The organism is Corynebacterium sp. ACRPO, from assembly GCF_022347205.1.
Classification (GTDB): domain Bacteria; phylum Actinomycetota; class Actinomycetes; order Mycobacteriales; family Mycobacteriaceae; genus Corynebacterium.
Window position 1 is genome coordinate 43,427 of the sequence record NZ_JAKRNE010000002.1, and the last position, 15,196, is coordinate 58,622.

Below are 15,196 nucleotides of genomic sequence, written 5' to 3' on the forward strand. Positions count from 1 at the left end.
AATTACGTGACTGCGAACGCACATGTTGGCCATGATGATTGGAACGAGCGCCTCGAGCTGGCGCAGCAGATGATTCCGCTCATCCACCAGCTGCACCGCAACAATAACGTTGTCACCACCATCTTCGGCCGCCCACTGGTGGGACAGACCGATATCGACATCATCAAGTCTCATCGCTACGGCCGCCGCATCGCACAGCGCCACCTGTCCACGGCGGAGACCCTGCCTATCCTGGTGGAATTGGCAGACATGAACCTGGGCGCCGCAAGCGTCGACCTCGGCCGCTTGGTCCTGGGGTGGGAGGAATCCAACGAGGAAAACCTCCGCATGTACTTGGAAGGCGAGCTGTGCGAGATCGTCGGTGCTGGCGTTGACCTAGAGACCACCGACGTCGTCCTCTACGGCTTCGGCCGCATCGGACGCCTGCTGGCCCGCCTGCTCGTCGCCCGCGAGGCAGCATACGGTGGCGTCCGCCTGCGCGGCATCGTCCTGCGCAAGAAGGGCGACGGTGACATCCTCAAGCGCGCTTCCTTGCTGCGCCGCGATTCCGTCCACGGTGCTTTCAACGGCACCATCTCTGTCGACGAGGAGAACGAGGTTATCTGGGCTAACGGCACCAAGATCCAGATGATCTATGCCAATGATCCCTCCGAGATCGATTACACCTCCTATGGCATCAATAACGCCATCTTGGTGGACAACACTGGCGCATGGCGCGACCGCGAGGGTCTGTCTCAGCACCTCAAGGCCAAGGGCATCTCCCGCGTGCTGCTGACCGCACCGGGCAAGGGCGATATCAAGAACATCGTCTACGGCATCAATAACGACAACATCAGCGATGAGGATCAGATTCTCTCCGCTGCATCCTGCACCACCAACGGCATTACCCCTGTTCTCAAGGTCATCAATGACCGCTACGGTGTAAACCACGGCCACGTGGAGACCGCGCACTCATTCACCAATGACCAGAACCTCATCGATAACTACCACAAGGGCGATCGCCGCGGCCGCGCCGCAGGCCTGAACATGGTGCTTACCGCTACCGGCGCAGCCAAGGCTGTGGCTAAGGCTCTGCCGGAATTTGAGGGCAAGCTCACCGGCAACGCCATCCGCGTTCCTACCCCGGACGTGTCCATGGCCGTGCTCAACCTCGAGCTGTCCAAGGAAGTAGAGCGCGATGAGGTCAACGACTTCCTGCGCAATGTCTCTTTGCATTCCGACCTGCGCCAGCAGATTTCCTACATTGCCTCCCCAGAGGTTGTTTCCTCTGACTTCATCGGCAATACCCACGCCGGCATCGTCGACGGCGTTGCTACCATCGCCTCCGGCAAGCACCTGGTGCTGTACGTGTGGTACGACAACGAGTATGGCTACTCCAACCAGGTAGTACGCATCGTAGAAGAGCTGGCGCACACCCGCCCGGTTGTTCTGCCGAAGCGCGTATCTCCGTCTGAGCTTTAAGCTCATAAAGCTCTGGCCCGCGGTTTCCGCGGGCTTTTGCCGTTTTCCCTGCTCCAATCACCCAACCCCGAAAAGCAGCCACGCTATCGGCCTGGAAGCACGCCAATGGCGTTGAAACGTGGCCGCTTTATGTGGTTAATCCGTTGGCTGCAGTGCCTTTGTCCGCAGCAGTCGTTTCGCCGTCCATGAACCAGCAGCGGCGATAAGCAGTGTTAAGAATGCTGCGACAGCGTAGCGTGCAGGAGTATCGGCATTTATTGGCCACGCCGAAAAGGCAACTAGCCACAGGTAAGTCTTGGCGAGGACATCACCGCCGAGAGTTACGGAAACAATGGTGCCCATTATGGTGATGGCGAGTGCACTTATAATCCTGAAGCGCACTACGATGCACAGGGAAATCACCGCAATACTGAAACCCACACCTACGGCCAGCGGCAGTCGTCCCAAGACAGCAGGAGCAGAAGAACCGGCGCTGATTGAAGCGAGCGATGCAGCCGTGCACACGAGTACTATTGCCCCAAAGATCCAGATGAGAAAGGCGTTAGGGCTATGACGTGATTCGCTGTAGCTTAGCGGCCACGCCGCCTCTAGCAGTGGCCACACTAGGCAAGGGAGGACTCCCGCGCCCACAGGCAGGAGCGCAAAGACGAAGAAGCCGTGGACATAATCGGCAGGGTAGGTGAGGGCAATGACGGCTAAAGCCACGATGCTCAGCACTAGACACCCGATCAGCAAGGGGCTCAACGCCGCACGGTGCAGCCCGATCAGCGCGCCAGATAGTGTGGACCGAGCGGCAGCTCTCGGTGTAGCAGTAGGGATCCACACCCCACCAGTGGTGATTGCGGCCGCACCTTCAGCGGTACCGCCCTGGCGCAGACGCAACCTAAGAGGTCGTATGCGGCGAGGAGTAAAGATTGCCGCGCACGTACCTACAGCCGCAAGAACTAGGCATAGTAGTGCGGCGGGCAGTGGACCTTCTTGCAGTAGCGGATCACCTGGATCGAGAGGAACAGAGTTCTGATGAATCCGCAGGGCAGGAAGCAATAACCTCATCGGCCACGCAGGTGGGAACGCCCACCACGCGTTGCCCTCGACAGTGCTCGGTAGAATTCCAATTCCTTGCCAGACAATGCTTCCAGCCAACGCGGCGACGAGGCCGCAGCGGCGCGCACACCCTGCAGCGAGCCCGGCGATCCCTATAGCCCCTAGGAAGGAAAAGAGCCCAGCCACTACTAATAGCTGATGGTTGGCACGGCCCTGAAGAGCCACGATTGCCCAAGAAAGACCGAAATTGAGGACATGGAAGATCGCCAGGCTAGAAATTATGACAAGAAAGCGCGAGCTCTGTTCATAGTGGGCGTTGATCCGGCGCCACAGGGTACCGCCGCCGCGAGTACGGGCTTCTCGACGCTCGGGAATGGCGGCAAAAAGCGCAATGAGAGGTGCATACATGCCCGTGATGAACATGGACTGCCACCCCAAAACGCTGGTGACGTCTTGCGTGGGAGAAGCAAGCGCGGAAAACAACGCTGTCATTACCGCTAATGGTACGGCCAGTAGAGGGAGCCATTGCAGCGCGCTCCCGCGACTGCGAAGGACCTCGGCGGAAAGGTAGCGATTAAACATGAGCCTCACCATCCGGGGAGGTCAGCCGGAAAAATTCGGCTTCAAGCTGACCACTGGGAGCCAAATTCTTAAGCGAACCAGAATAGCGGATGGTGCCCTCGGCAAGGATGGTGATGTCCTGGGCTAAGTGGACAATCTCACCGAGCTGGTGGGAGCTGACGATTACGGTATGACCGGCGCCAGCCAGGTTCTGCAGAAGTTCACGAAGCTCGACGATGCCCTGCGGATCAAGGCCATTTTGGGGTTCATCGAGAACGAGGATTTCGGGATCGCCAAGCAGTGCTTGGCCTAGGGCGAGCCGTGCCTTCATGCCAGTAGAAAATGACTTAGCCTTTTTCTTTCCGGCTCCGTTGAGACCGACGATGGCAAGCACTCGCTCTATCTCGGATTCTGGTAGACCAAGCAACCGCGTATGGACGCGAAGATTGGCTGCTGCAGAAAGGTGCCCATAAAAAGCTGGACCGTTGACGGAAGCCCCCACGTGGTCGAGAACCCCGCGTGACCAGGGCGCACCAGCCACGCGAATAGTCCCGGAATCGGCGGTAAGCAGGCCTAAAAAGATGGAAAAGAGCGTAGATTTACCGGCACCGTTACGCCCTAAAAGAGCATGGACGCGACCAGGGGTGATGCGAAAATCTACGTCCCGCAAAACTGTGTGGGAGCCAAAAGACTTCGAGACGCGCTCAAAGGAGATTTCATAATTCATACTGTGAAGTCTCGCGTGCCGGGGCGCGAAAATCTTCCGCCTACAAGACGGACTTCGCAGTGAATGTCTCCTACCGTCGTAGGAGACTAGGCAATTTCAGCGCGCTGGGCGAACAGCACCAGCGCCACGCGGTCGCGCGCCGCAAGCTTAGACATGAGTGAAGAGACGTGCGTCTTTACCGTCGTTTCCGCAATGACCATCTCGGCGGCGATCTCGGAATTTGTAGCACCGCGTGCGATGAGCGAAAGAACTTCCATCTCGCGCCGGGTTACCAGGCTAAGCCCTTGGCGCTCCTGCGCGCTCAACTGGCCGCGGGTAAGGGCGGTGCGATAGGCCTCCAAAACTGGTCCGGTGACCTGAGAAGCCAGCACCGATTCGCCCTTGGCGACGTCCCGGACTGCTCCCACTAGCACCTCCGGATCTGCATCTTTGAGAAGGAACCCATGCGCGCCAGCGGCGATAGATTGAGCCACCAATTCTTCTTCATTAAACGTGGTGAGCATGATGATTCGGCATTCGGGGACGCGGGAAAGAATTGCTTGGGCCGCAGCGATGCCATCCATGCCGGGCATTCGGATATCCAGGATGGCTACGTCAGTGCGGTGGCTCAACGCTGCGGTGACGGCCTCTGAGCCGGTATTTGCGGTGGCCACGACCTCAATATCATCTTGTGCGTTAAGGATGGTAGACAATGCGGCAACAAGCATTGCTTGGTCATCGGCGAGTAGGACACGAATCTTAGGCACGGTTTTCCTTCTGCATCGGTAGTTCGGCACGCAGTATGAACTTTGTTGCATCACCCGAGCACTCTAGTCTTCCACCCAGCGCGTGGGCGCGCTCTTCGACGCCAATGAGGCCGACTCCGCTGCCAGTAACTTCGCTGGGAGTCGGGGAGGGATTGGTAGAGGTAAGGGTGATCTGAGCGGCGTCGGCAAGCGCGAGCTCTACTTCTACGTGCGTGCCAGGGCCCTGGTGGCGCAGCGCATTGGTCAGGCCTTCAGAAATGATGCGTACCAAGGCCAATTGCGTAAGTGCAGGCGCCTCATAGGTCTCTGGTAAGTCCGCTGCAATTTCTAAGCCCGCCGCGCGGAACCCATCGATAATGCCCTCGATGTGCTCAAGCTGCTCTGTCGGTTTGAGAGCGGAGGGGCCGGTGCTCCGCAGTGCCGTGACAATGCCGCGGACCTCTTCCAATGCAGAATCCGCGCCCTCACGAATAGTGGCAAGAGCATCCTGGGCAGCGTCACTATTTACACGCCCGGCAATGATCCCGGCATTCGCCTGAACTTTGATCAAAGTAAGAGAATGAGCGAGTACATCGTGCAATTCCCTAGCAATGAGCAGGCGTTCTTCTTCTTGGGCTTGGTGGAAACGCTCCTGGGCTAGCCGCTCGTGTTGGCGCGCCAAGTCAAAGTAGCGCGCGGCTATGAAATAGGTGCTGCCCAAAACTGCCCAGTGCACCACCAGCATGGCCAAGAAGCGGCGGTCTAGCTGGTAGTGCAGCAGGAATGACTCCGGATCAATGCGCCACATGAAGGGCGAGATGAAGGAGCCCAGAATCGTCAGCGCCAGCACCGTGCGGGGAATTATGCGGCGCCCCACGTAGCGGGAGGTCGCATACACCGCCATGGGTGCAGTCAGGGCCCAGGGGGTAAGCCCTAGATTGGTGGGCAGCTGGCTCATCCAAGCCACGGCCCATGCCGCGAGCAGCACAATAAAGCCCGTGGCGCTGAGCACGGGACGGCTCCGCCATATCCACATAAATGGCAGGAATAGCAACGATAGACCTGCCTGAATAATCTCAATTATGCTGGGATTCTTCGCGGCAGAAATGACATAAAATAGCGCAATGAGCACCGCCACCGCAGTGAGGATTTTATCTCCTAAACGCGCTTGCGCGACGGTGTCAGTGCTCATAAAAGAAGATAGTAATACAGCCGGTGCTGCTACTTCTTCTTATCCTTCTTCTTGCCCTTCTTGGACGTCTTCTTTGCCGTCTTCTGCTCGGACTTGCGCTCTAGCTTGGCGGCGACGTCCGGCACGTAGCGGAACTCTTCGCGGGCAGGGCGTTCATAGGTTTCGCCATCGGAATCCGGGCGCTGCGGAATTTCCGGCATCTCGCGCTCGAGCTTCTCGTACGGAATGGTGCTCAGAAGGTGCGAAATGACGTTAATACGGGAGCGCTTCTTGTCTTCTGATTCCACGGTGTACCACGGCGCAGTTGGGGTATCGGTGTGGATGAACATCGCATCCTTGGCACGGGAGTAGTCCTCCCAGCGGGTAATGGACTGCAGATCCATAGGGGAGAGCTTCCAACGGCGCAGCGGATCGTTGCGGCGGGATTCAAAGCGCTTGATCTGCTCTTCATCGGAGACGGAGAACCAGTACTTGCGCAGCATGATGCCGTCTTCGACCAACATCTGCTCAAAGGTGGGTGCTTGGTGCAGGAAGCGGACGTATTCCTGATCGGTGCAAAAGCCCATGACGCGCTCGACACCGGCGCGGTTGTACCAGGAGCGGTCAAAGATGACGATTTCGCCCTTGGTGGGAAGCTTTTCCACGTAGCGCTGGAAGTACCACTGGCCCTGTTCGCGAGAGTTGGGAGCGGGCAGCGCCTCGATGCGGCAGGTGCGCGGGTTGAGGTACTGGGTGATGCGCTTGATCGCGGAGCCCTTGCCGGCGGCGTCGCGGCCCTCCATGATGATGACTACGCGGGCGCCGGTTTCAACGACCCACTGCTGCATGTCCACGAGCTCTGCTTGGAGGCGTTCGAGCTCCTTTTCGTAGGCCTTCTTGTTGAGTTTCTTAGGGGCTTTACTGCTTTTTGTGCTCATTAATCCAGCTTAACCGGCGCAAGCGGCTGGGATGAAAACGGGACCGCCCACTTTGGAGTGAGAACCTGGGCACAGCTTAGGAACAAGTACAGCCGGGGCCGCAGCCGGGTTCGCCATAGCGGGTGGTATTGGAAATATGCCCCAAGCCTTCGATGGCGATGGTGACGTTCTGACCGTCCTCGATAAATTGCTGCGGGGTGCGGGCAAAGCCCACGCCCTCCGGCGTGCCGGTAACGATGACGTCGCCCGGATTGAGCGGATAGAGCTGTGAGCAGAATTCGATGAGCTCAGCTACGGAAAAGATGAGGTCATCGGTATTATCGCGCTGCCTTTCCTCACCGTCTACGGTCGTGGTGAGGACAGCTCCGGACCCCGGTGACCACTCATCCGCGGTGGTAAGCCAAGGACCGAAGCCGGCGGTGCGATAAAAGGATTTACCGGCATGGAACTGGCTAGTTTGGCGTTGGAAGTCACGCAGCGTGTAGTCATTCATGATGGCGTAGCCGGCCACATAATCTAGGGCCTCGTCGCGGTTGACACGGTGGGCACGCTCGCCGATGATGACCGCCAATTCTCCCTCATAATCCAGCTTCTGTGTGCCATATTCGGGAATGAAGACATCATCATAGGGGCCGGTGAGAGCATCGGCGAACTTGATGAACAAGGTGGGATGTTCGGGGAATTCGCGTCCCATCTCGCGAATATGCTTGGCGTAATTGAGCCCCACGCAGATGACTTTGCCGGGAGTTGGTACGACGGCCTCCAAGTCGGCGTGGTCGAAGACCAAGGGTTCGCCGGAAAGCTGGGCGGCTTTGCGCCAATCTTCGCTGCGCAGGAGCTGGCCGACGTCTTCATAATCCAATTCAACACCCACGTTATCGCCGTCGATGCGGATAGCGGAAGTGCCAAAGCCAGTGCGTAGGGTAGCCAATTTCATGGCGACTATCCTACGCGCAAGATTTCCTCGACCGCGTCGGCGCAAAGGATGGGGATTTCTGCCTTTTCTTGCTTTGCCCAAGGCTTGAGCACAAACGACGCAGGGTCCATGCGCCCGGGTGGGCGACCGATTCCTACCGAAAGGCGCTGGTAGTCCTTGGTGCCCAGGGACTTTGTGGTTGAACGCAACCCATTGTGGCCATGGTCGCCGCCACCTTTGCGGAGCTTAATGGTGCCGAAATCGAGTTCTAGCTCATCGTGAACAACGATGATGTCGGCGGCAGAGAGATGAAAGTATTGGGCCAAAGCCTTGATCGGACCGCCGGAGAGGTTCATATAGGACCGAGGCTTTGCGCAGATAATCTTGCGGCCGCTAGCTATGCCCTCAGCGACTTCGGTGTTGGTCTTTTTGTGTACCGAAAAGCTGCTCATGAGCTCTCCTGCAAGTTCGTCTGCCACATCGAAGCCGATATTGTGCCGGGTGCCTGCGTACTTGGGGCCGGGGTTGCCAAGGCCTACTACGAGAAGTGGAGTCACGCGCTCAATTGTCTCATAGGCAGAGAGAAAAACGGCAAGGCCGCCGTGAGAAGCGAATTTCACGGCGGCCTTGCGTGTGAAGGGGAGAGGATTACTCCTCGGAGTCGGAGGACTCTGCGCCCTCGTCGACGGACTCGGCGCCAGCGTCAGCGCCGCCTTCCTCAGCAGCCTCGGCTGCTTCCTCGAGCTCCTCATCAACCTCAGGCAGGGAGATGGAGACGATAACGGTGTCTTCCTCTGCCACCAGGGTGGTGTCTTCCGGCATGGTGAGGTCGGCAGCGGTGACAACTGCGCCGTCCTCGAGGCCCTCGATGGAAACCTCGATCTCCTCCGGAATGTTCAGTACGTCTGCCTCAACCAGCAGTACGTCAGCATCCTGGATGTGCATGGTGCCTGGGGCCGGCTCGCCGGTCAGGGTCAGCGGAACCTCAACCTCAACCTTCTCGCCGCGCTTAATAGCCAGCAGGTCAACGTGGTCGATGTCGAAGGTCAGAACGTTCTGGTCAACGTGCTTAACCATGGTCAGGTACTGCTCGCCGTCAATCTCCAGCTCCAGAACGGCGTTGACGCCGTTGTTGCGGACGAGGGACTGGATGTCCAGCAGCGGAACTGCGAAGTGGACCGGCTCCTGGTGGGAACCGTAGATGACGCCTGGGACCTTCCACTCGCGGCGCAGGCGGCGTGCGACACCCTTGCCAAATTCGGTACGTGTTTCAGCCTTGATTACTGGGCGCTGTGCCATGCTTGATTCTCCTTAGTTAAAGTAGTGCGGCGCGGCCAACGCGATAAAAACGACGAAAGCCTGCCGATGGACGTCTTGGACGAGTCATCGCAGGCGTATATAAAAAGCAACATGCTCTAACTTCAATCGCGTCGATAACGGCTTCCTCATCCTGAGGTCGCCCTCGCCGAGACTGAGCTAGATTAGCACGTTAGCCAGTGAGTAATCAAAACCCTTACTGGCACCTTAGTGGTTTCCGTCGTTCTTTGGGATGTGGAAATGCTCGGTGTCTGGATCCCGTAGGTCCTCAGCGGGTGGTTGCTTTGCTTCGAGATCCTGCCAATCTTTGTCTAGCTGGTAGTCCTCCGCATGGAAGGATGAGGATTCATCTTCATCCAATTCTGAGATGACATCATTCGCTACTTCTGTGCGGAGGTGCTTTCCGGAAAGGTTAGAGTTGTACACCGCGCGAGATAGCTGAGTCTGATCTTCCTTGCTGAATTTTTCCTTCGGGTCAATCATGCGTAGGAGCAGGGCTCGAATCTTATCGCGGCGGCGAGATTCCGCATTCACGATGCCACGGCCACGGCGGAGCCAGGTAAAGATGAGCAAGCCGATGACGATGATGCCGATATAGCCCAAAATTGGGAAGACTATGCCGACGAGCGTGCCGAACGGAACAAACGACAAAATGAACGCGATGATGACGCTGGCACCCAAAATCGGAAGGTACCTATTTGGCCGCTGGGCGCTGAGGCGCCGCGCCATTCCATAAAAATTGGAGATCGCGGTAGAGAAAATCATCAAGTAGATAAAGACCGCTGCGGCGACGCCCAGCCACGGATGAATCTCATTAAGCATGGCTAGGGTAGGAAGATCCGCATCCCACACATCTTCCACGCTGAGAAGAAGCGCGATGACCAACAAAACCAGCATTCCAGAAAAGAGCAGGCCGCCGAGGAAACCACCGCGGCCGGCTTGCTTGGAATTGAGCGTATCTGCACCCATCACAATGCTCATCGCTGTTGACGCCATGAGGGACAATCCAAGGTAGTTCAGTGCCGCTATCCACCAGAAGGGAAGCGGTGACTCAACGTTGGCGGTGGCGAATTCGTGTGCTTGTTGCAGGCCAGAAGGTGGATCGATAAAAGCAGCACCTACGGCCAAGAGGAGGAGAATGAGGACGAAGGGAGTAATCGCACCGAGGACATTCGTCACCTTGGCCACGTTCATAGAGCCGACAATGAGGACCAGGGCAGCCATCAGCGCGGAGCCAACCCACGGCTGCAGCCCCCATTGCTGGTTCAGGTTAGCGCCGCCGCCAGACAGCATGACAAAAGTGTGGCAGAACTGAGTGAAGATAATGGCGTAATCCACAAAGCGTGCTACCGGTTTGGAAGCAATCGAGGAAAACACGCGCCCGTGGGATGTTGCCTGAAAGTAGGAGCCGTACTGCATCGCAATCATGATGGTCAGCGGGGCAAGGATGAGACCAACGACTGCGCCCACAATGCCCCAGATGCCGAAAGCGGTGAAGTACTGCAAAAGCTCCTGCCCAGAGGCGAATCCGGCGCCGACGACGGAGCTGAAATACGCGAGAGCTAAGAGAAAAACCTTTTTCACTGAAAACCCTAAATCTGAAAGAGAAAACTTTTAGAGACGAGATTTAGGGTAGGAGACTTATGTTGGTTTCGCAGCAAAAAGAAGGCGGTGAGCAAAAATATTACTCACCGCCTTTGGTTATGCTGCGCTTAGGCGCGATCGAAGAGGGTGGTCACGGAACCATTCTCAAAGATCTCGTGGATGGTCTGTGCCAAAAGCGGTGCAATGGACAGCACCGTGAGGTTGGACCAGCCCTCGGTGGACTGCGGGAGGGTATCGGTGGTGATAACTTCCTCCGCGCCGCACTCGGAGAGGCGCTCGCGGGCTGGATCGGAGAAAACGCCGTGGGTGCAGGCGATGATGACCTTCTTCGCACCGGCGTCCTTCAGAACGCGTACGGCGCCGGCGATGGTGCCACCGGTGTCAATCATGTCGTCGAGAAGCACGCAGTCCTTGCCCTCTACATCGCCGACCACGCGGTTGGATACCGTCTTATTAGCCTCAGTGTTGGAGCGGGTCTTGTGCACGAAGGCCAGCGGGGCATCGCCCAAGTCGTGGGCCCACTTTTCTGCCACCTTCACGCGGCCAGCATCCGGGGAGACCACGGTGATGTTATCGGTGGCGTACTTGGACTTGATGTAATCGGTCAGGATGGGCTGAGCGTGCATGTGATCGACCGGGCCATCGAAGAAGCCCTGGATCTGATCGGTGTGCAGGTCCACGGACACGATGCGGTCCGCACCAGCAGTCTGCAGAAGGTCTGCCACCAGGCGGGCGGAAATTGGCTCGCGGCCCAGGTGCTTCTTGTCCTGGCGTGCATATGGGTAGAAGGGCAGGATGGCGGTGATGCGCTTAGCGGAGCCGCGCTTCAAAGCATCGATCATGATGAGCTGCTCCATTAGCCACTTGTTGAGCGGCTGGGTGTGAGACTGCATTACGAAGCAGTCGGCGCCACGCACGGACTCTTCAAAGCGAATGAAGATTTCGCCGTTGGCGAAGTCGCGGGCGGTGGTAGGAACCAGATCAGTCTTGAGCTCCTTAGCCACAGCCTCCGCCAACTCTGGGTGTGCCCGCCCAGAGAAGAGCTTCATGTTCTTGCTGCTACCAGTTACCTTGCCAGTCATGGGAGAATATGCCCCTTACTTTTCGTTGTCCTGCGCACGGGCTGCGGCCTCAGCCGCGGGGGTACCCGGACGCTTCTTTTGAACCCAGCCCTCGATGTTGCGTTGTTTGCCACCGGAGACTGCGAGTGCTCCCGCAGGAACATCGTCTTTAATTACTGTACCCGCACCGGAGTATGCGCCATCACCGACATTGACCGGAGCGATAAACATTGTGTCAGAACCGGTGCGCACGTGACTGCCGATGGTGGTGTGGTGCTTGTTCACGCCGTCGTAGTTCACAAAGACGGAGGAGGCGCCGATATTGGACTGCTCGCCCACGGTGGCATCGCCGATATAGGTCAGGTGCGGAACCTTGGAGCCGCGGCCAATCTGGGCGTTCTTTGCCTCTACGAAGCCGCCGAGCTTTCCGTCCTCGCCCACGACGGTCTTCGGGCGGATATAGGTAAACGGGCCGACCTTGGCGTTGGTACCAATGACGGAATCGCTGCCATGGGTGCGCACGACTGAAGCGCCCTCGCCCACCTGCATATTGGTCAAGGTGGTGTCGGGGCCAATCTCGGCGTTATCGGCGATGCTGGTAGTGCCCCACAGCTGCGTTCCTGGGTGAATAATGACATCGGAGCCCACGGTGACGTTGACACCAATCCAGGTGGTTTCCGGATCCACAATGGTGGCGCCGCCGCGCATCGCCTTTTCTACCATGCGGCGGTTGAGCTCTCGGCCGGCAGAGGCGAGCTGCACGCGGTCATTGACGCCTGCGAGTTCGGCCGGATCCGCTGCTACATGCGCGCCGACGCCGTGTCCTGCGGTGCGGGCAATCTCGAGGACATCGGTGATATACAGCTCGCCTTGGGCGTTATTGGAGTCGAGCTTCTGGAGGGCTGCGGCAAGCACGCGCCCATCAAACGCGAAAACGCCGGAATTGACCTCATTGACCTGGCGCTGTTCTTCGGTGGCATCCTTTTGCTCCACGATGGCAGACACGCTGCCGTCCTCGCCGCGAATGATGCGGCCGTAACCGGTCGGGTCATCGAGGCGCATCGAGAGCACAGTGACCGCGTTGCCCTGCTCGGTGTGGGTGGCGCGCAGGCCCTCGATGGTCTCTGGGGTAAGCAGCGGGACGTCACCGTTGGTGACAATGACGGTTCCCTCGAAGTCCGGAATCGGCTCCAAGCCGCAGGCCACGGCATGACCGGTGCCCAGCTGCTCCTCCTGCACCGCCTGGAGTACCTCGCAGTCCAGCTCCTGGGCGATGGCATCCACGGCGGGGGAGACCTGATCGCGCTGGTGGCCCACCACCGTCACGATGCGCTCCGGGTTGATCCCGGCCGCAGCGTGCAGAGCGTGGCCGAGCAAGGTGCGCCCGCCAATCTCATGCAAGGTCTTCTGCTTGGTGGACTTCATGCGGGTGCCGGCGCCAGCCGCAAGGACGACGACAGCACACGAGGTTGTTGCTACCACGGGTTATTGAGCTCCTGGGGGTTGAGTCTGATTCTTATCCGGACTACATCCTATAGCCCAAGTGCGATTTATGTGTGAGAAACCTCTTTCAGGCCGCGGGCGCGCCACACGCCGAGGAAACCAATGAGGGCAAGGAAAAGCAGCGCTGCCTCGGGGCCGGCCAGTGCCACCACGGAGGAAATGCCACCGACGATGAGAAGGATAATGCCCATCATCGTATTGGCCGCACCTACATACTGGGTGCGCTTATCGCCGCCGGCCATATCCACCACGTAGGTCTTTCGCGCCACGCGAATGGCCGTGTGCGCCAAGTTCACAGCAAAGAAACCAATCGGCATGACCCAGGCATTGACCGCATCCGGTGCCCAGTGCGAGCTGGCGACCAAAAGCACCAGCACGACGGAAGCCACGGCCGCGCCCACGGCCATGGTGTTTTTAGAGGACTTATCCGAATACACCCCGGAGATGCGCCCGCCCACCAGGGAGGCTAGGCCTGAAGCAAGCACAAATCCGTAGAGCCCGGAAAGGTTGCTGCTGAGCAGCACAATAAAAGAGGTAGATAGCGCCGACACGAGCAAGAGCGCGCGGACGATGACGAAGTTGCGAAATTGGCCGTCGCTAGTAAAAAGCTGCCAGGTATCTTGCCACCAGCGCTTATCGATGCCCCCTTCGGCTTCCTCTGGCACCGGCTCATCCACGCCCGAAAAGACCCACGCGGCAATGGCCCACGTGGCCGCACCAATGGCGAGGACCGTGCCCATCATGGGAATGCTGAGCTCGCCCAAAAAGTAGAGGATAATGCCGGTCAGCAAAGTGGCGCCGCCACCAAGGGCAGCCGCGCTGCCGGTCACTCGGCCGCGCGCACCCTTAGAAATGGTGCGCGCCTGCACGTCTTTGCCCGCAATCGAGCACAGCGCGCGGAAGAGGGAAAGCGCCGCCAAGGCCACCAGCACCACCACACCCAATACCGCACCGCGGGTAAAAAATGCCGCGAGCGCGATGACCGCGGCGGATACCGCTTGGCCCAAAGAACCGATAATCCACAGGCGCTTGCGGGCCCTATGCGTAGTCACCCACGGGGTCAGCGCCGCCTGCGGCAGCATCGAACCGGACTCGCGGATAGGGGTGAGCAGACCGGTAAAGAACGCAGGCACTCCGGCCGCACTAAAGAGCGCGGGCAGCACCGTCTTGGCAGCAACAATCTGATCGCCCAAATTTTGCAGGCCATTGGACCAGATGAAATACCGGGCATTGGATTTAGACATGAGAAATGCGATCTTTCAGAGAAACGAGTTGGTTAAATAAGAGCTATGCTGACACGCCGGAGAGTAAAACACGGCCGCAGTCACGCCGAAATTCTACCCGCGCGGCAGGAGGCCTAAGAATCATGCACGATGTCGATCCCCTCATCAATTCGCTGTACCAAGCCTTCGATCTTCTCGGCGTGGTTTTGAATGGCATCATTGGCGGCACCCTTGCCCGCCGCCGTGAATTCGACATTGTGGGCTTCGTGTTCCTCGCCCTCTTTTCTGGGTTGGCCGGTGGCATGATCCGTGACATGCTCATCGGGGATGGAGCAGCGGCAGCGATCTCAGACCCGTGGTATCTCGGCCTTGCTTGCTGTGGTGCACTCATTGCATTTCTCATCGATCTCAAGGGCAAGGCGTGGGAGCTATTCCGTGAACACGGCGATGCGATCATCCTCGGCGTGTGGTCCACCACCGGCTGTGTCAAGGCGCTCACCCACGGCATGCCACTTATTCCCTGTGTCTTCCTTGGCGTGCTCACCGCAGTGGGCGGCGGAATGGTCCGCGATATTGCCTCCGGGGAAATCCCGTCCATCTTTGGCGGCAGCCCCCTGTATGCCGTGCCCTCTATCCTCACCGGCATCGTCATGGTTACCTTTGCCGATTACGGACAGTTTGCACTCGGCATGGTGGTCGCGCCGATCGTCGGCAGTGGCATGGCGATTTTGTCCTATTGGCGCGGCTGGGTCCTGCCCCGCGCCGGTGTAGCCCCCGTTAACTACACCGCCGCCCAAGTGGCGGCGATTGCGAAGAAAGCCGAGCTCAAAGGCTTTCGACGCGGCAGGAAGAAAAACTAAAAAGCTTCCCCACCAGGACTCGAACCTAGAATGACGGTACCAAAAACCGTAGTGTTGCCGATTACACCATGGGGAACCACAGCA

Annotated in this window: 14 protein-coding genes; 2 read left to right on the top strand and 12 right to left on the bottom strand. The window is 58.5% G+C overall.

Annotated elements, in window-relative coordinates; translation table 11 throughout:
• Positions 1-6 precede the first annotated feature (6 nt).
• Positions 7-1,461, top strand: a complete 1,455-nt coding sequence (locus MHY22_RS01840; RefSeq protein ID WP_370658823.1) for a glyceraldehyde-3-phosphate dehydrogenase — start codon at positions 7-9, stop codon at positions 1,459-1,461.
• Positions 1,462-1,596: 135 nt separating this feature from the next.
• Here MHY22_RS01840 and MHY22_RS01845 read toward each other — a convergent pair whose 3' ends face one another.
• The 12 genes from MHY22_RS01845 to MHY22_RS01900 all read right to left on the bottom strand — a co-directional run bounded on the left by MHY22_RS01845 (position 1,597) and on the right by MHY22_RS01900 (position 14,273).
• Positions 1,597-2,997, bottom strand: coding sequence for a hypothetical protein (locus MHY22_RS01845; RefSeq protein WP_239277812.1), 1,401 nt, complete (start codon positions 2,995-2,997; stop codon positions 1,597-1,599).
• Positions 2,998-3,079: 82 nt separating this feature from the next.
• On the bottom strand, positions 3,080-3,793 hold the full coding sequence (locus MHY22_RS01850) for an ATP-binding cassette domain-containing protein (protein ID WP_239277813.1): 714 nt from the start codon (positions 3,791-3,793) through the stop codon (positions 3,080-3,082).
• An 86-nt stretch (positions 3,794-3,879) separates the two neighbouring features.
• Positions 3,880-4,539, bottom strand: a complete 660-nt coding sequence (locus tag MHY22_RS01855) for a response regulator transcription factor (RefSeq protein WP_239277814.1) — start codon at positions 4,537-4,539, stop codon at positions 3,880-3,882.
• Entirely contained in the window at positions 4,532-5,710 is a 1,179-nt protein-coding gene (locus MHY22_RS01860; RefSeq protein ID WP_239277815.1) for a sensor histidine kinase, read from the bottom strand. Before MHY22_RS01860 ends, MHY22_RS01855 begins: the two co-directional genes overlap by 8 nt.
• Before the next feature lie 29 nt (positions 5,711-5,739).
• Positions 5,740-6,627 (bottom strand): polyphosphate kinase 2, encoded by an 888-nt coding sequence (gene ppk2 / locus MHY22_RS01865; protein ID WP_204609688.1) that lies wholly within the window; start codon positions 6,625-6,627, stop codon positions 5,740-5,742.
• Between the two features lie 76 nt (positions 6,628-6,703).
• On the bottom strand, positions 6,704-7,564 hold the full coding sequence (locus MHY22_RS01870; RefSeq protein ID WP_239277816.1) for a fumarylacetoacetate hydrolase family protein: 861 nt from the start codon (positions 7,562-7,564) through the stop codon (positions 6,704-6,706).
• 5 nt (positions 7,565-7,569) lie between these two features.
• Complete coding sequence (pth, locus tag MHY22_RS01875) at positions 7,570-8,100, bottom strand: aminoacyl-tRNA hydrolase (protein WP_239277817.1); 531 nt, start codon at positions 8,098-8,100, stop codon at positions 7,570-7,572.
• Positions 8,101-8,191: 91 nt separating this feature from the next.
• Positions 8,192-8,842: a 50S ribosomal protein L25/general stress protein Ctc gene (locus tag MHY22_RS01880; protein ID WP_239277818.1), complete on the bottom strand. Its 651-nt coding sequence runs from the start codon at positions 8,840-8,842 to the stop codon at positions 8,192-8,194.
• Between the two features lie 225 nt (positions 8,843-9,067).
• Positions 9,068-10,444 (bottom strand): hypothetical protein, encoded by a 1,377-nt coding sequence (locus MHY22_RS01885; RefSeq protein ID WP_239277819.1) that lies wholly within the window; start codon positions 10,442-10,444, stop codon positions 9,068-9,070.
• 128 nt (positions 10,445-10,572) lie between these two features.
• Positions 10,573-11,547 carry a ribose-phosphate diphosphokinase gene (locus MHY22_RS01890; protein ID WP_239277820.1) on the bottom strand — a complete coding sequence of 325 codons (975 nt, stop codon included), beginning with the start codon at positions 11,545-11,547 and terminating at the stop codon, positions 10,573-10,575.
• Positions 11,548-11,562: 15 nt separating this feature from the next.
• Positions 11,563-13,008, bottom strand: coding sequence for a bifunctional UDP-N-acetylglucosamine diphosphorylase/glucosamine-1-phosphate N-acetyltransferase GlmU (glmU, locus tag MHY22_RS01895; RefSeq protein WP_239277821.1), 1,446 nt, complete (start codon positions 13,006-13,008; stop codon positions 11,563-11,565).
• Between the two features lie 68 nt (positions 13,009-13,076).
• A complete protein-coding gene (locus MHY22_RS01900) occupies positions 13,077-14,273 on the bottom strand; it encodes an MFS transporter (RefSeq protein WP_239277822.1) in 1,197 nt (398 codons plus the stop codon).
• A 122-nt stretch (positions 14,274-14,395) separates the two neighbouring features.
• Between MHY22_RS01900 and MHY22_RS01905 the strand changes: the two genes are divergently transcribed.
• Positions 14,396-15,112, top strand: coding sequence for a trimeric intracellular cation channel family protein (locus MHY22_RS01905; protein WP_198492784.1), 717 nt, complete (start codon positions 14,396-14,398; stop codon positions 15,110-15,112).
• Positions 15,113-15,196: the final 84 nt, after the last annotated feature.